General features: G+C 54.8%; 20 protein-coding genes. 15 read left to right on the forward strand and 5 right to left on the reverse strand.

Features of this window, described 5'->3' with window-relative positions:
- Positions 1-3 precede the first annotated feature (3 nt).
- From ACFQ1Z_RS00155 to ACFQ1Z_RS00175, 5 genes are all read left to right on the forward strand, one after another.
- Entirely contained in the window at positions 4-720 is a 717-nt protein-coding gene (locus ACFQ1Z_RS00155; protein ID WP_379054436.1) for a TonB C-terminal domain-containing protein, read from the forward strand.
- An 82-nt stretch (positions 721-802) separates the two neighbouring features.
- A complete protein-coding gene (locus ACFQ1Z_RS00160) occupies positions 803-2,440 on the forward strand; it encodes a putative porin (protein WP_379054438.1) in 1,638 nt (545 codons plus the stop codon).
- 8 nt (positions 2,441-2,448) lie between these two features.
- Positions 2,449-3,120, forward strand: a complete 672-nt coding sequence (locus ACFQ1Z_RS00165; protein ID WP_379054440.1) for a hypothetical protein — start codon at positions 2,449-2,451, stop codon at positions 3,118-3,120.
- A 51-nt stretch (positions 3,121-3,171) separates the two neighbouring features.
- Entirely contained in the window at positions 3,172-3,858 is a 687-nt protein-coding gene (locus ACFQ1Z_RS00170; RefSeq protein ID WP_379054442.1) for a CAAX prenyl protease-related protein, read from the forward strand.
- 123 nt (positions 3,859-3,981) lie between these two features.
- On the forward strand, positions 3,982-4,965 hold the full coding sequence (locus tag ACFQ1Z_RS00175; RefSeq protein WP_379054444.1) for an EpsD family peptidyl-prolyl cis-trans isomerase: 984 nt from the start codon (positions 3,982-3,984) through the stop codon (positions 4,963-4,965).
- A 107-nt stretch (positions 4,966-5,072) separates the two neighbouring features.
- Here ACFQ1Z_RS00175 and ACFQ1Z_RS00180 read toward each other — a convergent pair whose 3' ends face one another.
- Genes ACFQ1Z_RS00180 through ACFQ1Z_RS00200 form a run of 5 tightly spaced genes read right to left on the reverse strand, consistent with a single transcriptional unit; the run spans position 5,073 to position 9,587 of the window.
- Positions 5,073-6,470 (reverse strand): DUF4350 domain-containing protein, encoded by a 1,398-nt coding sequence (locus ACFQ1Z_RS00180; RefSeq protein WP_379054446.1) that lies wholly within the window; start codon positions 6,468-6,470, stop codon positions 5,073-5,075.
- A complete protein-coding gene (locus tag ACFQ1Z_RS00185; protein ID WP_379054448.1) occupies positions 6,463-7,209 on the reverse strand; it encodes an ABC transporter permease in 747 nt (248 codons plus the stop codon). Before ACFQ1Z_RS00185 ends, ACFQ1Z_RS00180 begins: the two co-directional genes overlap by 8 nt.
- Before the next feature lie 24 nt (positions 7,210-7,233).
- On the reverse strand, positions 7,234-7,866 hold the full coding sequence (locus ACFQ1Z_RS00190) for a response regulator transcription factor (RefSeq protein WP_379054449.1): 633 nt from the start codon (positions 7,864-7,866) through the stop codon (positions 7,234-7,236).
- Between the two features lie 13 nt (positions 7,867-7,879).
- Positions 7,880-8,233 (reverse strand): hypothetical protein, encoded by a 354-nt coding sequence (locus ACFQ1Z_RS00195; RefSeq protein WP_379054451.1) that lies wholly within the window; start codon positions 8,231-8,233, stop codon positions 7,880-7,882.
- Positions 8,220-9,587, reverse strand: coding sequence for a histidine kinase (locus tag ACFQ1Z_RS00200; RefSeq protein ID WP_379054453.1), 1,368 nt, complete (start codon positions 9,585-9,587; stop codon positions 8,220-8,222). The genes ACFQ1Z_RS00195 and ACFQ1Z_RS00200 overlap by 14 nt, the downstream gene beginning before the upstream one ends.
- Before the next feature lie 360 nt (positions 9,588-9,947).
- On the opposite strand from ACFQ1Z_RS00200, the gene ACFQ1Z_RS00205 reads away from it, so the two are divergent.
- From ACFQ1Z_RS00205 to ACFQ1Z_RS00250, 10 genes are all read left to right on the forward strand, one after another.
- A complete protein-coding gene (locus tag ACFQ1Z_RS00205; protein WP_379054455.1) occupies positions 9,948-11,744 on the forward strand; it encodes a methanol/ethanol family PQQ-dependent dehydrogenase in 1,797 nt (598 codons plus the stop codon).
- Positions 11,745-11,839: 95 nt separating this feature from the next.
- Complete coding sequence (gene moxJ, locus ACFQ1Z_RS00210; RefSeq protein ID WP_379054457.1) at positions 11,840-12,682, forward strand: methanol oxidation system protein MoxJ; 843 nt, start codon at positions 11,840-11,842, stop codon at positions 12,680-12,682.
- 69 nt (positions 12,683-12,751) lie between these two features.
- Positions 12,752-13,327, forward strand: a complete 576-nt coding sequence (moxG, locus tag ACFQ1Z_RS00215; protein WP_379057144.1) for a cytochrome c(L), periplasmic — start codon at positions 12,752-12,754, stop codon at positions 13,325-13,327.
- A gap of 84 nt (positions 13,328-13,411) precedes the next feature.
- The gene (locus tag ACFQ1Z_RS00220; RefSeq protein ID WP_379054459.1) at positions 13,412-13,687 is read left to right on the forward strand and encodes a methanol dehydrogenase; all 276 of its coding nucleotides are present in this window, start codon (positions 13,412-13,414) and stop codon (positions 13,685-13,687) included.
- A 266-nt stretch (positions 13,688-13,953) separates the two neighbouring features.
- On the forward strand, positions 13,954-14,973 hold the full coding sequence (locus ACFQ1Z_RS00225; protein ID WP_379054461.1) for an AAA family ATPase: 1,020 nt from the start codon (positions 13,954-13,956) through the stop codon (positions 14,971-14,973).
- Positions 14,974-15,000: 27 nt separating this feature from the next.
- Positions 15,001-15,951: a DUF58 domain-containing protein gene (locus tag ACFQ1Z_RS00230; protein WP_379054463.1), complete on the forward strand. Its 951-nt coding sequence runs from the start codon at positions 15,001-15,003 to the stop codon at positions 15,949-15,951.
- Positions 15,948-16,874 (forward strand): hypothetical protein, encoded by a 927-nt coding sequence (locus ACFQ1Z_RS00235; protein ID WP_379054465.1) that lies wholly within the window; start codon positions 15,948-15,950, stop codon positions 16,872-16,874. The genes ACFQ1Z_RS00230 and ACFQ1Z_RS00235 overlap by 4 nt, the downstream gene beginning before the upstream one ends.
- Position 16,875: 1 nt before the next feature.
- A complete protein-coding gene (locus tag ACFQ1Z_RS00240) occupies positions 16,876-17,910 on the forward strand; it encodes a vWA domain-containing protein (protein ID WP_379054466.1) in 1,035 nt (344 codons plus the stop codon).
- The gene (locus ACFQ1Z_RS00245) at positions 17,907-18,509 is read left to right on the forward strand and encodes a hypothetical protein (RefSeq protein WP_379054468.1); all 603 of its coding nucleotides are present in this window, start codon (positions 17,907-17,909) and stop codon (positions 18,507-18,509) included. Before ACFQ1Z_RS00240 ends, ACFQ1Z_RS00245 begins: the two co-directional genes overlap by 4 nt.
- Positions 18,509-19,621 (forward strand): VWA domain-containing protein, encoded by a 1,113-nt coding sequence (locus ACFQ1Z_RS00250; RefSeq protein WP_379054470.1) that lies wholly within the window; start codon positions 18,509-18,511, stop codon positions 19,619-19,621. The genes ACFQ1Z_RS00245 and ACFQ1Z_RS00250 overlap by 1 nt, the downstream gene beginning before the upstream one ends.
- Position 19,622 lies beyond the last annotated feature (1 nt).

The following is a 19,622-nucleotide window of genomic DNA, read 5'->3' on the forward strand; positions in this document are numbered from 1 at the left end:
GCCATGGCATTGCATGAACTAGATTCCGTTGACCAGCCAGCAGCACCCTCTGCGGCACGTGTGTGGCTGACGCGTGTGGCTATTGTTTTGCTGGTTGTGGCGGTGCTGGCCGCTCTCGGCTACGGCTTGAAAAAACTGTTTTCTGGCGGCCAGCCGCATAAAAAGCAGATCACCACCGTCAAGCTGCTGCCGGATACACCACCGCCGCCTCCGCCACCGCCGCCTAAAGAGCCGCCCAAGGAAACGCCTAAAGAGCAACCTAAGGAAGCGCCCAAAGAACCTGAGCCCAAGCCAGTAGAAGCGCCGCCTGCGGAGAGCCTGAAAATGGAAGGTGCAGCTGGTGATGGCCCCAGCCCGTTCCAGTCAGGGGCGGTCAACAATGAATACAAAGGCGGCGATGTCACCACCGGCCCCAGGATAGGTGGCAAAAAGAATATGGCGGCCTTTGCCTGGTTCACCGGCAAGGTGGATGCACAGATTAAAAAAACACTGGCAGCCGAGACTGGTTTGAACAAGACCAAGTATCAGGTCGAAGTCAGGGTGTTCTTGAATGCACATGGCGATATAGACCATGCAGAACTCATAGATTCCACCGGTGACAAGGAGACCGATGCCCTGATACGCAAGGCATTGGCGCACGTGGCACCACTAGGGGAATCAGCACCTGAAGATATGCCACGCAAAGTGGTGATACGGGTGACTTCACAAAATATGTCCTGACCGGGTGCGGCCGGGGTCAGCCCGGACATCGCCATGCAGTGCTCAGGCAGTTGTACAAGATAAGGGTAACAAGGGAAAGATAATGAAAATGAAAGCAAGAAACTGGGTGATCCCAATGATGGTGGCGGCCATATTCGGCTCGCAGACCGATATCGCCAGTGCCAGTGAACGTGAGTCACTGGAAGAGGTGCGGGCGACCACCATGAGCTTGATCGAGCTGCTGGTGCAGGAAGGCGTGCTTTCCAAAGAGAAAGCCGACGCCTTGCTGAAACAGGCGCAGCTGGCCAAACAGAAAGCCAGAGAAGAAGCTGAAGCGGCGGCTGTCGCTACGCCAGAAGGTGCAGTTGCAGAAAAGCCGGCTGAAGGCCAGCCTAAGGCTATCCGGGTGCAATATGTGCCTGAGCATGTCAAAAACGAGATGCGTGCCGAAATCGAGCAGGAAGTCATGAAAAAGCTCAATTACAAAGCGGGTGAACGCCTGGGTGTGCCGGAGTGGATAGATCGTATTGAATGGACAGGCGAGTTGCGCCTGCGCTACCAGGAAGATATGTTCAGCGAGAATAATGCTATCCCTGGCCTGCTAGCGTCATCAGACGTGCGTAATGTGGACGTCAATAACTCAACCGAAGACCGCGAACGCCATCGTATACGCGCACTGTTCGGTGCCAATCTGCATATCAATGAATGGCTGACCGGTGGCATCCGTTTCCAGACCGGTTTGTTGCAGACCCCGGTGACGCCTAACCAGACTGAGGGTTTTTCGCAGGGTAAATTCGTATTCGGCCTGGATAGGGCTTTTCTTGAAGCGAAACCTTATGACTGGCTGACCCTGACTGGTGGCCGTTTCGCCAATCCGTTTTTCACCAGCAACCGTATCTTTGGTACCGACCTGATCTGGGACCCAGACCTGGCGTTTGACGGTTTTGTGGCGAGTGCGAACCCGGTGATCAACAAAAACTGGAAGCTATTCTCCAATGTGGGTGCGTATCCAATTGAAGAAATTGAAAGCTCTAATACCAACAAGGCAAAAGATAAATGGTTATATGCCGCGCAGGGTGGTGTGGAATGGACTTCAAGCAACAATAGCAAGGTCAAACTGGGCGTGGCTTTCTATGACTTTAAAAATGTAGAGGGTGAACTCAACCCGCTAGGGGATCCGACCAGGTATGCGGGCACCGTGCCGCTGTGGCGCCAAAAAGGCAACAACACTTTTAGTGTCGATCGTTTGAACGCCAACCTGTGTAGTACAGGCGGCCCTTGTGGTCTGGCTTCACAGTTCCAGCTGATCAATTTCACCGGTGAAGTGGACCTGGCAGTATTCGACCCCGTACATGTGATTTTGCATGGCGCCTATGTGAAAAATATTGGCTTTGATGCACAGGAGATCGCGCGCCGTACAGGTACGCCACTGAACACTTATAAAGAAGAGAACGAGGGTTACGAGGTATCACTGCTGGTCGGTCATCCAATCATCAAAAAACTGCATGACTGGCAAGTGTCCGGCGGCTATCGCCGACTGGAAGCGGATGCGGTCATGGATGGCTTCACCGATTCTAACTTCCACCTGGGTGGCACAGATGCCAAAGGCTTCTTTATCGGTGCCCAGTATGGCATAGGTAAAAATGCCTGGTTATCCTCAAGGTATATCAGCACCGATGAGATCTCCGGCTTGCCGTTCTCGGTGGATACCTTCTTTGTCGACCTGAATGGCAGATTCTAGGAGCACGCATGAAACTGATCTCATCTATGGTGGTAGGGCTGTTTGTGCTTGGCATGCAGGCACCGCTGCAGGCGGCTGAAAAGCAGGACAAGGCAGCGAAACGCGCTGCTATCCTGATGCAGAAGATGAAGCAGGATATGGAAGCAGAAAAAACTGCACTGCAGACCGAGTTTGAACAGGAAAAGAAAAGCATGGCCGACGCCCTGAGCAACGCCAAAAATGCAGAGCGTGCGCATTCTGCCAGACTGCAGGGCCAGGCGAAACGCGCGCAGCAGCTGCAGGCTGAGGCGAGCAGGCTGGGCAGTGAAAAGGCGGCATTAAGCAGCCAGGTGCAGCAATTGCAGGCGCAACTGGCAGAACAGACGCAAGCCCGCGAAAGCGCAGAGCAGCAACTGCGCTCAGCCAAAGCAGATCTGCAAGTCAATGATGCACAGCGCAAAAAGCTGGTCAGCAATGTGAGTGCTGCACATCAGCAGCTGGTGTCGTGCGAAGAGAAGAACAGCCGCCTGTATGCCTATGGTAATGACCTGGTCGGCCTGTATGCGGATGCGAGTGCCTACCGCAAAGCCATGCGTGAAGAGCCTTTCTTTCAACTCAAGCGCGTAGAGCTTGAGAACCTGTTGCAAAGCAAACGCAGCCAGCTGATTGAAAATAAAGTTGATACAATAGTCAGCCCCTGACCTGGTAGTGCGGTGGGGGAGCTTGCGTGATTTTAACTATAGGCTGACCTGATGTCTTTTCAACTGCGATCCCTGTTCACACTGCACGAGCGGGCCAGGATATTCCCTTTTATAGGCTTTATCCTGTTGCTGGCTTGCGAGCCTTTGCTGGCTTCGGCGCTCAGCTGGCTAGAGCTACCTACCCAGGCTACTTATCTGCTGCGCACGCTGGCTGCAGTGGCGTTGCTGATCCATTACCGTCGTGATTATGTGGAGTTGTCGCAGGCACCGACTGCTTACCAGGGCGTGATCGCCATTGTCAGCGGGCTGCTGGTGTTCGCCATCTGGATATTGCCTTATCCGCAATGGATGGGCGGTTATGTGGCCGCTGATAGCAAAGCTTTACCTTTGCACGATGCGCTGGATATGTTCTGGCTGATTTGCCGCTGGACTGGCTCTGCGCTGGTGGTGCCTGTGATCGAAGAACTGTTCTGGCGCGCCTATCTGCTGCGCAGGCTGGAACAGGCTGAATTCATGGCCGTGTCACCGGCCTCAGTGGGCTATTATGCGGTGGCGGTAAGTAGCGTATTATTTGCCGTTGAGCATCAGCTCTGGTTGGCCGGGTTGCTGGCCGGGCTGGTCTATGCCAGCCTGTATCGCCGCTTCCAGGTGCTGTGGGTCGCGGTACTGGCACATATGGTGACTAATGCCGTGCTCGGCGCATGGGTGGTGCTTGGCGGACAGTGGCAATACTGGTAAATGAGTGTGGTAACATACATTGTGAACAATAGAGCATACCAAAGCTCAGGTGACGATCAGAACATAATGCTGGCGCGCTATAAACATAAGCACAATTTAGATGAATTTTATTAAAGGGTGATGATGAAAAAAATCGCATTAATCGTACCGGCACTGATGCTGGTCATGGCAGGTTGCAGCAAACACGAGGGTTCCGCCAAAGGCTCCACGCAAGTGGTGGCTAAAGTCAATGGTGATGAGATCACGGTGCACCAGCTGAACTTTGCACTTTCCAAAGCGGGCAAGATAGACCAGGCGCAGTTAAAGCCTGCTTCTGAAAAAGTCCTGCAACAAATGGTGGATGTCGAATTGCTCAAGCAAAAAGCGCTGGAAGCCAAGCTGGACCGCGACCCTAACGTGTTGCAGGTGCTGGAAGCGACCAGGCAACAACTGTTAGCGCAAGCCTATATGCAGAAAGTGGCTGCCAAGCAGACGCCGCCATCCAGTGAAGACGTCAAGAAATTCTACGACACGCATCCTGAGTTGTTCAGCGAGCGTAATGTCTATGTGATCCAGGAATTCATGGTCAAAGACGGCAACCAGCACGCCAGCGAGATCGAAGCCGGTATTTCTGCGGCCAAGAGCGGCGACGAACTGGGCAAATGGTTGAAAGACAATAATTATGTGTTCACCGCCAATGCCAGCAGAAAAGCCGCCGAACAGTTACCGCTGGACCTGCTGAAAAAACTGAATACGCTCAAAACCGGTGATACCTTGATCGTTAAAGGCCCGGATGCCCTGGTGCTGCTGTTCCTGGCCAAAGTAGACCGCCAGCCGGTCGAAGTGGATAAAGCCAAACCGGTGATCCAGCAATACCTGGTGAACGCCGGCCAGCAGACCCTGATCAAAAATGAAGTAGCCGCTTTGCGCAAAGAAGCCAAAGTCGAGTTCTTTGGCGATTTCTCAACGCTGACCCTGGATAGCAAGCCAGCAGCAGTACCAGCCACTCCGGCTGCAGCCAAAACAGAGGCACCTGCACTGCCGGCTGCACCAGCCGCACCGGTAGAGGCCGCGCCTGAGTCCGGCAAACATGATAAAGCCATAGAAAAAGGCCTGTCAGGTTTGTAAGCGCTGATCGCGTCATAAACAAAGCCCCGGCATGCCGGGGCTTTTTGTTTGGTCAGCGCTGGTTTGATCAAGACTAGTGATTGATTAAAGCAGGTGTCTGCACCAGCCTAATGCTGATGTTTCCTGCGCCATCTTAGCCAGCCGGCAAACATCAACACGGCAGGCAAGCCAAACTGGAAGCCGTTGAACAGCAGCAGCAACCAGGTTTGTTGTGAGGGTAGCAGTATGACGCTATCGCGCAATGGAGCAACCGGTAAAGTGATGGTTGGCTGGTTGTTGACCACCCATTGCAGGGTCTGCATGCTAAATGCCAGGTTGCCGCCTCTTTGCTGCTGGGCATTGCTGAAAAAGCTATTGCTGGCTATCACCACTATCCTTTGCAGCTCACCGGTAGCCAGGGTTTTTTCCAGCGCCAGCGCAATGGTGGCTGGCCCCTGTCTATCTGTTTGCGCGTTGAAAGCAGGCAGTTTTTCCGGCTGTTCAGTGCGGTAGGCAGTACTGACCCAGCCACGTTCTGCGGCGCCCACCAGCGGCATGCTGCGCCATGGGTCTGCAGGCTGCCGGTCACGCATGATGGCATGTGCCTGGTCAAAAAAAGTGCGTAGGGAGAACTCCTGAGTAGGCCCTTGCCCGGAATAGCGTTGGGTACTCAGCGCATGCAGTGGGATATCGAACTGACGGTTGGCCGGGTCTATCACCATGCCTTTGCTGATATTCAGCCCCAGGCTGGCGGCCAGCCCTTGCAGGTTTTGGCTGGACGCATCGTCTGTCAGCCACACCAGGTTGCCCCCTTTGCTGATATGCGTCTGTATGGCTTGCTGTTGCTGCGATGAATAGGGCTGCGTCGCGCCGGCGAGTACCAGCGTAGGCACTTTTTTATCAGGGCTGGAAAAGTGTTGCAGATCATCACTGCTCATCACCTGTAATCCTGCACCACGTAGCGCTTGTGCCAGATGGCTGGCGCTGCTTTCCAGTGCAAGCTCGCCTTGGCCGCTGGCGAACAGCAGGGGTGCGCGCTCGCCATGCTGCAGTTGCAGCAACACATTGGTGAAGGCTTCTTCGCTGTAAGGCAGGTACATGCGTTGCTGTTGGCCGCGATAGCGTATGATCATTTCGCCTTCTTTTTTGATCTGCTGTTCCCTGGCCAGTGCGGGGGCAATGGATGGGTCGATAAACTGCAGATGCAGCTCAGGATGTACATGCTGGTAACGTTGCACCAGTGACAAAATCGATTTTCTGAAGTAGCGGCCTTTAAACGGCGTGTTACTGCAAAAGGCGGTCACTTCTATCGGTGCCGGCAGTGATTGTACTACCTTGAGACTGGCGTTCGATAAGGTGTTGCGCTGATTGTTGGTGTGGTCAGTGATGATATTGAAGTGCCAGGCCAATGCGCCTAGGGCCAGCGTCACCAGCAATAGCCCCGGCACGACCAAGCGGTGTTGCCACAACTCGGCCGCGAGTGACAGCCAGTTTGTGGATGATCTGCGAAATTTTGTATCAGCCATAGAGTCGGTCTGCATGTAAACGGCGTATGGACAGCAGCACAAAAAACGCCGCGAACAGCACAAAGAATAAAACGTCGTAACTGTTGAGCATGCCCAGTGCGAACTGGCGGTAATGCTGCATCAGTGAAAAGTCGTGGAACAGCAGCTGGTTGTTGTCGGCAAAAAACTTGTCCAGCAACAAGAAGATAGTTAGCGCAGCCAGGCTGCCGAATGCGGCCAGCATAGGGTTGGCGGTCAGGCAAGAGACATACAGGCCCAGCGCGCTACTGGCGACCACTAACAGCCATAACCCCAGCGCGTGGGTGAGCAGGTAAGGGATATCGATTTCAGCCCAAGGCAACAGCATGACTATCATCACCACCATGGTGGCGATCAGCAGGCTGAGGTAACTGACGATGCCGAGCAGCTTGCCCAGTATCAGTTCGCTCATCGACAAGGGCGAGCTCATAAGCAGGGCCATGGTCTGGTTCTTGCGCTCTTCACTGATCAGCTTCATGCTCACCAGCGGCACCACGAACAGCATCAGCATAGAGGCCACGCCAAATACCCCTTCGGCCATAAATTGCGTGATGCCTATCCTCTGCACCTGCCATTGTGCGCTTTGCATGATCTCAAAATACTGGTTAAAACTGAGACTGTAATAGGTGCCGACGATGGCTTGGAAAATAGCCAGTACCAGCCAGCCCATAGGCGTGGCAAACAGGCTGCGTAGTTCTTTGCGGGCAAGGATCAGGATCATGCTGGACTTTGCGGAAAACTGGCGTTATAGCCCTTTGATGATGCCGAAGCGCACGGCGATATGCACCAGCTGGCCGGTGGTTTCCACCCCCAGTTTCTGCCGCACGCTGGTCTGGATATTGGCCACGGTCTTGTAGCCTATATGCATGCCTTTGGCGATCGCCGCCAAAGCTTCGCCCTGCGCGATACGGCGGAATACCTCGAACTCGCGTGGTGACAGTTTCTGGATAGGGTTCTCCTGGCTTTCCAGGTGGTACATGGAAAGGTTCTGCGCCAGCTCATTGTTGATAAAGCGTCCGCCACGCAGTATTTTTTGCACCGCTTCCAGCACCACTTCCGGCGGCTCGGTTTTGGTCACATAACCGCGCGCACCGGCCTGGATGGCGCGTGTGGCATAGATACAGTCATCATGCATGCTGAACACCAGTACGCGCATTTGCGGTTTGCGGTGCAAAATACGTTTCAGGGTCTCCAGCCCGCCTATGCCCGGCATATCCAGGTCGAGGATCAACAGCTCGGGGTGGTGTTTTTCGACCAGCAAACAGGCTTCCTCACCATTGAGGGCATCGGTGGTGACCTGGTGGTTGGCCTGCTCCAGCAATGTGCGTAGACCTTGTCTGAGCATGGCGTGGTCGTCAGCAATCATTACTTTTGCCATAAATCGCTATCCCTTACTTCTTGTTGGCAAACGTGATATTCACACATTTGTCATTGGCAAATGTCAGCTCGGCGGTGTTGAAATACTTGTTAGGCGCGTACTGGATCTTGCCGCGGTAATACCACATCTCCACGTTGTCGCCATTGCCTGCCACCGCCTGACCTTTTTCCTGCAGGATCTGGTCGGCATTATGCGGTTTGACCGCGCTTTCCTTTTTTAGCGGTTTACCCAGATTCTCCTCTACATAGCTGCGCGATTTGCCGCTGTAGGCATCGAGAAAAGGGCGTTCTTCGGTGTTGAGTTCTTTGGCTGGCAAAGATAGCGGCAAAGCCAGTGCCATCAAGGCTAACCATTTACGATGTTGCATAATCATTTACTCCTGATGCTGTGGGTGTAGGGGATGCCTGAGGCAGCTTTTTTCGCTGCACCTGCGCTAAGGGGATCAGTCCGGTGATCATGGTGCCCGCATGCAAACCGCTCATCAGCTTGAAGCTGCCCTGCTGCGACTCTATGCGTTCACGCATGCCGACCAGGCCGACGCCTTCGGTGGATTGCGTGGTATCCATGCCCAGGCCATTGTCACGAATCTCGATTTGCAGCCAGGAGGCACCCTGTCTGCTGACGATGTGGATATCCACCCAGATCTCGCTGGCTTGGGCGTGACGCGTGATATTGGTCAAGGCCTCTTGCACCACGCGAAACGCCACAATGTTGATATCTTCATGCAACACAAGGTCACTGGTATCCAGTTGCAGATGGCACTCCACTTTAGGGTTGAGTTTTTGCCAGTCGTTGACCAGTCTTTCTACTGCGCCTATCAGCCCCAGCGAGTCAAGCGCGGGTGGCCGCAAATGTTTGATCAGTACGCGTATGGATTGCTGTACATGTTGGGTATTGGAAGCGATCCTGACCGCGATGACATTGGCCTGGGCCGGCGTGCTTTTTTGCAGGGCCAGTGCGTCCATGCGTATCGCGGTCAGATACTGGCCAGTTTCGTCGTGGATCTCGCTGGCGATATATTTACGTTCCTGCTCTTGTACCTGCATGGCATGGCGGGCCAGTACGCGGTTTTCTTTCAAGGTGCGCTCCAGGTCCAGCTCCACCAGGCATTGTTCAGTCATATCGACCAGGTAACCATGTATCTGCGCGCTGTTGTCTTTTTCTGCCGGCACATAAACAAACCTGGCGCCTACATAGCACGGCAAACCGTCAGGCCTGCAGATGTGCAGCTTATTGAAATTGATTTCCTGCTGGTGTTGCAGTTGTGTCACAAACTCAGGCCAGTCGAAATCAAACAGTTTTCTGGCATTGCGCTCACTGTTGTGCGGGCGGCAGATACGGTCAAAGGCGCGGTTATGCATACCGATATTGCCATTGGTATCCAGTACCACGTTGCCGGTCAGGTCGCCATCAAACAGGGTCTTATAAAGCTGCTGGCTACTCAGTAACTGGGCTTCGGTCAACTGGCGGCGCGCTATCTCGGCATGGATCTCACGGATGCGGCGCTGGCTGAACCAGGCGCTGAACAAGACAAACACAAACAAGGTGAGCGGGACTTCATCCAGCTGTGCATATTCATAAGTCAGTAGCCAGGCAGTGACATGCTCGGCCAAATCAAACTCGGATGAAAGCGCAAACGTAAGCGCCACGCCCGTCATCACAATGAGCGTGTCCTGGGCAGAGCGGCCTAATTTGCCAAATTTTTGAATAACAGCAATCACAGGGTAGACCAGTTAGTAAGGATGCATGAGTGACAAAATGCTTCAGGAAACTTAAGAAGGGTCAGGCATCGCCGACCCGGTTAATTCAGTGCGACTTTAATTCAGTGGCACTTAATGAGCGCGACCAATACTAGTGGCACTTAACGTAGCGCCACTATAGACCACATCCAGCTCAACTGCCCCGTGAAAAATTCCCGTATATGGCCGGTCTTCAGCAATGAATTGTTGAAGCAATGATAGGGAATCATTCATCTATTGCCTTTGTTACAAATTATTAATAATTCAGGTCGTGCAGTGCGGCATTCGGGGGGGGTGTCGCAACACCACGTGAAACTCATTCTTGAGAGATTAGGAGATAGTATGAAAGTAACATCATCTGGTGCCATTCTTGGCGCTTTGGTCGGAGGCTTGTTTGCAGGCTTTTCTGGCCTGGCTATGGCCGATGCAGATCTGGACAAGCAGGTAAACACACCTGGCGCATGGCCGATCGCAACCGGTGGCTATTATAGCCAGCACAACAGCCCATTGGCTCAAATCAATAAATCCAACGTAAAAAATGTAAAAGCGGCGTGGTCATTCTCCACCGGTGTATTGAATGGTCACGAAGGTGCGCCATTGGTCATCGGCGACATGATGTACATCCACTCTGCTTTCCCAAACAATACTTACGCCCTCAACCTGAATGATCCGGGCAAGATCGTCTGGCAGCACAAACCTAAGCAAGATGCTTCTACCAAAGCCGTGATGTGCTGTGACGTGGTTGACCGCGGTCTGGCATACGGTGCAGGCCAGATCATCAAGAAACAGGCCAATGGTCATTTGCTGGCGCTGGATGCCAAAACCGGTAAAACCAACTGGGAAGTGGAAGTCTGTGATCCAAAAGTGGGTTCTACCCTGACCCAAGCCCCTTTCGTGGCTAAAGACACCATCCTTATGGGTTGTTCAGGTGCCGAGCTGGGTGTGCGTGGTGCGGTGAATGCCTTTGACCTGAAAACAGGTGAGTTGAAATGGCGTGCTTTCGCAACCGGTTCTGATGATTCCGTGCGTCTGGCTAAAGATTTCAACAAAGACAATCCACACTATGGTCAATTCGGCCTGGGTACCAAAACCTGGGAAGGCGATGCCTGGAAGATCGGTGGCGGTACAAACTGGGGCTGGTACGCTTATGACCCTAAATTGAACCTGTTCTACTACGGTTCTGGCAACCCGGCACCATGGAACGAAACCATGCGTCCTGGCGACAACAAGTGGACCATGACTATCTGGGGTCGCGATCTGGACACCGGTATGGCGAAATGGGGCTACCAGAAAACGCCTCACGATGAGTGGGACTTTGCTGGTGTGAACCAAATGGTGCTGACCGACCAGCCAGTCAACGGCAAAGTGACACCATTGCTGAGCCACATTGACCGTAACGGTATCCTCTACACCTTGAACCGCGAGAACGGCAACCTGATCGTCGCTGAAAAAGTCGACCCGGCTGTCAACGTGTTCAAAAAAGTGGACCTGAAAACCGGTACGCCAGTGCGTGACCCTGAGTTTGCCACGCGTATGGACCACAAAGGCACCAATATTTGTCCATCAGCGATGGGCTTCCACAACCAGGGTGTTGACTCTTACGACCCTGAAAGCCGCACCCTGTACGCAGGTCTGAACCATATTTGTATGGATTGGGAGCCGTTCATGCTGCCATACCGTGCAGGTCAGTTCTTCGTTGGTGCAACACTGGCGATGTACCCAGGACCTAACGGCCCGACCAAGAAAGAAATGGGTCAGATCCGTGCTTTTGACCTGACTACAGGTAAGGCGAAATGGACCAAGTGGGAGAAATTCGCAGCCTGGGGCGGTACTTTGTACACCAAAGGTGGCCTGGTCTGGTACGCAACTCTGGATGGTTACCTGAAAGCGTTGGATAACAAAGACGGTAAAGAGCTGTGGAACTTCAAGATGCCTTCCGGTGGTATCGGATCGCCTATGACTTACTCATTCAAGGGTAAGCAGTACGTGGGCAGCATGTACGGTGTAGGCGGCTGGCCAGGTGTTGGTCTGGTGTTTGACCTGACAGACCCTAGCGCTGGTTTGGGTGCGGTTGGTGCGTTCAAAGAACTGCAGAACCACACACAAATGGGCGGTGGCCTGATGGTGTTTAGTCTGTAAGTGATCACAGTAAACCTGTAGCTGTAGTGTGCAGGATGGCCGTCTGACGCAAGGATGCCCGGCCATCCTGTTCTCTCTAATGGAGAAGAAAACCAATGTTTGCTGAAGTTAAAAGAAATAGTCGCCGCTGCCTGGACGTATGTTTGACCCTGACCCTGAGTGTGCTGGCTTTGCCCGCACTTGCTGCCGATGCACTGAATATCTGTGCCGGTAAATCCGAATTACCTTTCTCCAATGACAAAAAAGAAGGCTTTGAAAACAAGATCGCTGCTGTCATTGGCAAATCACTGAATGTGCCGGTCAATTATTTCTGGTGGACCAACCCGTTAACCCTGCAAAAGGACATGCAAGAGGGCAAATGTGATGTGCTGCTGGGCACTGACCCCAACGACCCGCGTGTGCTGGTCACCAAACCCTATTACCGTTCATCCTATGTGTTCGTGACCCGTGTCGACCGCGAGATCGATGTCACCTCCTGGGACCATCCCTACCTCAAGGAAAAGAATTTCCGTATCGGTGTGATGCCGGATAGCCCGGGTAAAAACATGTTGCTGCAGATCAATCGCTTTGACGACATGTTTGATTACTTCACCGAGATCCAGAATTTCCAGTCCACACGTAACCGCTATGTGCATGTAGAGCCGTCACGTCTGGTGAATGATGTATCAAGCAAGCACCTGCATATGGCCATGCTGTGGGCACCTGAAGCCGCACGTTATGTGCGTGCCTCGGAAGTGCCATTGAAGATGGTGAATGTGGAAGACAACGCCAAAAAGACCAATGGCGAAAAGATCCCCATGCATTACAACGTGGTGATGGGTGTCAGCAAAACACGCCCCGAGCTGGTTGAAGCGCTGAATGGCGTCATCGATAAACATGGGGCTGAAATCACCGCCATCCTCAAGGATGAAGGTATTCCTCTGCTGGCCCTGCACTGAATCACAATCCTGATTAATTAGTTTTTGGAGTTTGAATTGAAAGAATCTCAACAATCTCAGTCGCAGCCACTGCCGTTGCGTCGTGTGAAACAACAGCTGGCGATGGCGTTCGGTATCTCCGGCCTGGTCATGGCGACCTTCTTTACCGTGGCTTGTGCCAAGGATGACACGGCTGCGCAAGCAAGCAGTACCAGCAAGAGCGCGCCAGCCAAAGCGGCGCTCAAGGACGGGCCGGCCATCGAGTTCCGCGGCACACTGTCTGGTGATGTGCTGGATATGTCACCTATGGAAGGCGAGACATTCACCGCAGAAGCCAAGCACTTTCTGGCCACCGGTGAGAACCCGTATAGCGGCAACGAAGAAGAAGTGAAAAAAGGCTACACCATTTTTTCTACTGCGTGTTCTGGCTGCCACGGCCACCTGGCTGAGGGCAAGTTAGGGCCGGCACTGGCTGACGATTACTGGACCTACCCCAAGAATGAGACCGATAAAGGCATCTTTGAGACCATTTATGGCGGTGCTGCCGGCATGATGGGGCCGCAACAGGGTCGTATGACCGTCGATGAAATATTGCATGTGATCGCCTGGATACGCCATCAGGCCGAAGAAAACGTCAAGAACGGCGGCGCAGCACCACACGGTTAAACCCATTATCGGATCGTCTGGCTGGTGGGCGGTCTGTTAATTGAAAAACAATACACCAGCTAATTTGTGATTAAGGAGAAAGTGATGAAACACGTATTGACATTACTGGCAGTGGCCGGAGTGTTTGCAGTGTCAAATCAGGCGCTGGCTTACGACGGTCAAAGTTGTAAAGAGCCAGGTAACTGCTGGGAAGCCAAACCCGGCTATCCGGAAAAAATTGCGGGTTCAAAATATGACCCTAAACATGATCCGGTAGAACTCAACAAGCAAGAGGAATCCATCAAAGCGATGGATGCACGCAATGCAAAACGTATTGCTAATGCAAAGTCCAACGGCAATTTCGTGTTTGACGTGAAGTAATCTTAATTCCCCCCAAAAGAGAGCGCTGAATGGTTGCGTGAAGGGGCAAAGTGCCAGGCGCACGGGACGCCGAAACCTGCCGGTCGAACAGACCAGGGTTTCAAGTGCCGCGCCAGCTTGCAGTTTGCACGTATAGCCAATTGTTCAGTGTTTTCCAGACTGGTCACCTTGTTGTGCCCAGTTTCAACCTCCCTGGTATGTGGCAGACCGGTGTCGATTGCAGCTAGTCGGCAGTGGTCTGTTTCATCCTGAATCATGGATAGTGTATGGAAAATAAAATCGAATTAGCCGCCTGGCGTGAACGTGCGCTGGCTTTTGAACAGGCACTCAACAGCGTCGTGGTCGGCATGGCTGAGCAGACGCGTGCCCTGACCATCGCCATTTTTTCACGCGGCCATGTCTTGCTCGAAGGCGATGTAGGCGTAGGCAAAACAACGCTGTTACGCGCGGCGGCGCAACTGCTGGGCGGTGGCTATCAACGTATTGAGGGTGCCATAGACCTGATGCCCAGCGATTTTCTTTACCATGCCTATATCAATGAGCAGGGCCAGGCCGCCGTCAAACCCGGCCCGCTGCTGCAGCATGACGAGGCGCTGGCAGTATTTTTCTTTAACGAGATCAACCGTGCCCGCCCGCAGGCGCATGCCTTGTTCCTGCGCCTGATGGCTGAACGCTCTGTCAACGCCTTTAACCGTGAATACCATTTTCCGCACCTGACCGTGTTTGCTGACAGGAACCGCCTGGAAAGGGAAGAAACGTTTGAGATACCGGCTGCCGCGCGTGATCGTTTCCTGATGGAGATCCCCGTGCACGCACCGGATGCGCGTGAGCTGCAGCGGGCATTGATGTTCGACACGCGTTTTTATGATGTGGATCTGTTGATAGAGACCTTGCCCGCCGGCCTTACCCCTTACAGTCAGTTGAACCTGGTGGCCACCACCATACAGGCTTCAGTGCGGGCTGAGATCGCCCTGCAGGAATATGCGGTCGATCTGTGGCGGGCGCTGAAAGATCCGCTGGCAGCCGGAATCCAGTTGCCAGATGTGGATATGTCACGCTTGCTGGCTGGCGGTGCCAGCCCCAGGGGCACCGCCATGCTGATGCGCAGTGCGCGCACGCGTGCCTGGATAGAAGGCCGCGATTATTTAACCCCGGATGATATCCGTGCCGTGTGGCCATATGTCATGACCCATAGAGTGTTTTTCAACGGTGCCTATGCCTTGCAGCACGCGCGACTGGCGCCGCTGTTGTTGCAGGCGGTCCTGGATAAGGTGTCTGCGCCTTAAGCCTGGCGGCAGTCTGCGTTTACTTTTATGGCTATCCTGTCAGCACCTACTTCATTTACACCCGAGATGACTGCGGCTTCATCGCAGCTGCACGCCGGTTTTGAGCCGCGCCAGTTTTTTTACAATATCAACTGGCGTTCCAGGACCTATCACGCCGGGGCTACCCTGACCGGCCACCACGGCAATGGCAGTGATTTTGCCGGTTTTGTCCCACTGCTGGCGTGCCCGGACCCGAAACGCATAGATATACGCGCCAGTGTGCGCACCGTGCCCAGGCAGTGGCTGGTGCGCACATACCTGGAAAGAGCCGCGGTGCGCGTCTATGCCATCATCGATGTCTCCAGCTCCATGTTCTTCGCCGGCGAAGCCAATATGCGCCAGCAGGTGACCGAGTTTGTTGCCTCGCTGGCCTGGTCTGCCAACCGCCAGGGTGATGCCTTCGCCATGCGTGGCGCAGACGATCATGAACAAGCGGCCTTGCAGTTGTTGCCCAGTTTTCAGCCAGGGACGGCACAGGCAGTGGCCCTACAGCTCACCGCCTACTGGCAACAGGCTGCAACCACGGCTAGCGAGTATGGCCGCAGTGCCAAGGCCATACCGGAAACCATGTCGTCGCTGGGGTCGCAGCGCGCGCTGGTGTTGCTGCTATCTGATTTCTACTGGCCTGAAGCCTTGCTGCAACAGACCCTGCAAGCCGGGCAGCATCATGATGTGGTGCCGGTGGTGCTGCGCGACCGTACCGCGACGGCGGGCTTGCCCGGCTTTGGCTGGGCACGCCTGCGCGATATGGAAAGCGGCGAACAGCGCAGCTGGATGTTGCGGCGCGGCCTGCATCAGCAGATAGACCAGCATGACCAACAGCAAAAACAGGCACTCAATGCACGGTTTTTAAAAGCGGGTACGCGTTCACCATTGTGGTTAAACCCGGGCTGGCGTGCCGAAGAAGTGAGTCGTCATCTGATGGAGAGCATGTCATGACTATGGGCTCGCATGCCATGTATAGGCAAAAACAAAAACACAAATTCCTACTGGTTTGCAGCCTGCTGTGGCTGGCGGGCATGCAGGTATCGGTGGCTGCCAGCGCTATACAGCCGCGCGCTGAAAGCTATACCCGCGAAACCGATTACACCCTGGGCAGTATCGCGCGGCAACATATCAGCGTGCATGTACCGCCCGGTTTTGAACTGGATGCGTCCAGCTTGCCGGCGCCGGCGCAGAATGAAGCCATAGAACTGAGAGAAGCGCACTGGACGCATACTGACAGCAAAAACGAGCGCCTGATACAGCTAGTGATAGCCTGGCAGATATTCGTTGCCGGCGACACGGTCAAGACCCTGCCACTCAAGAACCTGCACCTGCAATTCAAACGCGAGCAGCAGCGTCTGACGCTGGATGTGCCGGCGGACAAGGTCATTGTTTCCAGCCTGCTGCCGGCACGTATCGATGCCGAGCACGTCAAGCTGTATGCGGATGCGCCATTGCCGCAATGGCCGTTAAACAGGCAATTGTGGCAGCTGGCGGGCTGGCTTTCTGTGCTGGCTGCCGGCCTGGTTTACTTTGCCTGGTATCTGGGCTGGATACAATTGCCACAGGAAAAACGTATGCCGTTCAGGCAAGCCTGGCGCGCCATACGCAGCTTCAGGCACGACCACGACCAGGCACGCAGGCAAGCCATGCGGCTGATCAGCCGTGCGCTGGACCAGTTTGCCGGTTATACCGTCACCGCTGAAAACCTGCCGCGGCTGCTGGCCAGCCATCCAGCCCTCACGCCTTACCGCGACCTGTTGCTGGATTTTTACCGGCAGCTTGAGCAGACTTTTTTTGCCGGTCAGCCGTTGTCTTTGTCACTGCATGACTTGCAGCAGCTGGCCAAACGCCTGAGCCAGGTGGAGGTCTCCTGACATGTGGCAGGAAAGTGCGCAAAGCGTAGTGCTGGCTTCTGGCTGGAATGAGCACTGGGGGCTGATGGATCTGTGGCCATTGCTGCTGCTGCCACTGGCGGTGTTGCCCTGGGTATTGCGCGGGCAGATGGATTTTCCGCACCCGGCATTGCAAGGCCTGCCGGCAGACCCGCTGGCGGCCTGGTTGGACAGGCTGTGGAAGATCGCCCTGAGTGTGGCTATCCTGAGCCTGAGCCTGGCGCTCACCGGCCCTTACCTGAAATCTCAATATGCGGAGAAAGTAGGGCGCGGCGCGCATGTGATGATAGTGCTGGACCGCAGTGCCAGCATGAACGAGCCGTTTGCGAAGAAAAGTGACGATGCGCAAGCGCGTGTGCCCAAGATGGAAGTCGCACGCAAGGTGCTGAAAACGCTGGTGGCACAAGGGCACGATGACCTGATGGGCATGGTCACTTTCAGTACCTCGCCTATCCTGGCAGCGCCGCTGGGTAATGACAGGGCATTTGTGCAGGCGGCGCTGGATGCTACCGAAGCCGGTGGCATGGGCTTTACCGCGGTGGCACGCGGCCTGGGCATGGCACTGGATTACTTTGCTGACCAGCCTGTGACCGGCGCGCGCGCCATGGTGCTGGTGTCTGACGGCGGTGCGCACCTGGATGGCAAAACGCAGGATATGCTGCGCGCCATGTTCATGCGCCAGAAAGCCTCGCTGTACTGGATCTACCTGCGCTCGGAGAGCGGTGTCAGCCTTAAGCAAACCCTGGCAGAAGGCGAGAATATCGATGCCTATCCGGAATACGCGCTGCATGAATACTTCCAGACCCTGAATGTGCCTTACCGCGTGTATGAGGCTGAAAACCCACAAGCGGTGATGGCGGCAGTGCGCGATATTTCCACCCTGAAAAATAAACCGACCCGCTACCTGGAACCGGTGTCGCGGCAGGATCTGAGCCAGTACGCCTATGGTCTGGCGTGGCTGGCGGTGGTGTGCTTGATAGCTTTGTATGCATTGGAATTGAAACGGTGGCAGGCATGAATATAAAACTGGCAGGGTGGCTGCGGCGTGGCGTGCTGTGGGCAGGGTTATTGAGTTTGATCGCGCTGGTGATGCTAGTCAGGCAAGCCATCGCTATGTATCAGGCCGAGGTTTACAGAAGCAGTTTGCAGCCACATGTATTGATAGAAAATACGCTGATGGGTGCCAACCAGACCCCGCAGGCCTTGTTTGCCAATGCGGTGTTTTATGACAACCAGGTCAAGCCCGAGCAGGCATTGTCGGCCTATGCCGCACTGATCAGCAAGCTGCCTGAAGGCGACGCCTTACGCCAACAGGCCTATTTCAATTCGGGCAATATCTACCTGCGCACGGCCATACGCTTGCTGGAACAACGTGGCCTGCCTGCCTGGGACGAAGCGGGCCCGCTAGTGGCCCTAGCCAAGGAAAGCTATCAGAAAGCCTTGCGCGTAGAGCCGGACTGGTCCGAGGTGAAATACAACTACCACTTGGCATTGCGCCTGGCGCCGACCACGCATGGCATGTCCGGCCCGCAGCAATATGAAGACGAGCAGATCAAAGCCGAACAGGAACCCAGCGGCTGGCCAGCCATGCCGGGAAACCCCAGGGGTATGCCCTGATGTGGTTGCGTTTTTACCGGGCAGGTCTGGCAGTGTTCAAGCGTCTGGCGGGTGGCGAAACTTCCAGGCTGCAGGTGTGGCGCAAATTGTGCCTGCTGGCGGCCCTGGTGTTACTCAGCATCATCCTGTTCAGGCCACACCTGATGTTACCCAATCGCGTCTATGACTGGTATTTCGTGCTCGATATCACGCAGAGCATGAATGTGACTGATTACCAGCTGGCTGGCAAAAGCATCAGCCGTTTGCAGATGGCTAAACAGAGCATACGCAAAACCTTGTCGGCTTTGCCTTGCGGTTCACGGGTGGCGCTGGGCATGTTCACCGAGCGCAATGTGGTGAATGTGGTAGAGCCGGTAGAAGTGTGTGCCCATTTTGCTGCGCTGGACCAGACCGTGGCCAGCATGGATTGGCGCATGGCCTGGGCGGCGGATTCGTTTATCGCGCATGGTGTGTACCACGCACTGGAACAGGCACCTAAGTTAGGCGAGCAGTTACGCGTCATGTTTTTCAGCGATGGCCAGCAAGCGCCGCCTGCCAACCCCAGATACATGCCCAGCTATGCCGGCAAGCCAGGCGACGTGCAGGGCTACCTGGTAGGCATGGGTAAACCGGTGGCGAGCAAGATCCCCAAACTGGACGAAAAAAATGCGGTTTCCGGCTACTGGGAACAAGAGGAGGTGCAGCGCTACGGCAACTTCGGCATGGCCGAAACGTTGTCGGTGCTGGCGATGGAACAAGGCCAGCATGACCGCAATGCCGGTCACGGCCCCAGTAGCGATCTGCTGAGTAATGCGCACCTGTCGGCGCTGGATGAACAGAACCTGCAGCGGCTTGCTGACAGCACTGGCCTTAACTATGTGCGCCTGGAACAGGCCGGGCAAAGCAGTGGCTGGGCGACCGGCCTGGGCATGACCGCCTGGCGCTGGGCCGATACCGACCTCAGGCCGTGGCTGGCGCTGCCGGTTATCGCCTGCTGGTTGCTGTACCTGCTGCTGAGCTTTGCAGGGAGCAGCAGCCTGCAGTGGCTGGCGCGACGCTGGTCTGCTGTCCGCAAGTCTGTTAGCGCTCAGGCAGTGCGCCAGCAAAAGATTTCGAGTAAGCAACACGTTTAGT

It is taken from the genome of Methylophilus luteus (assembly GCF_042676265.1).
GTDB classification, from domain to species: domain Bacteria; phylum Pseudomonadota; class Gammaproteobacteria; order Burkholderiales; family Methylophilaceae; genus Methylophilus; species Methylophilus luteus.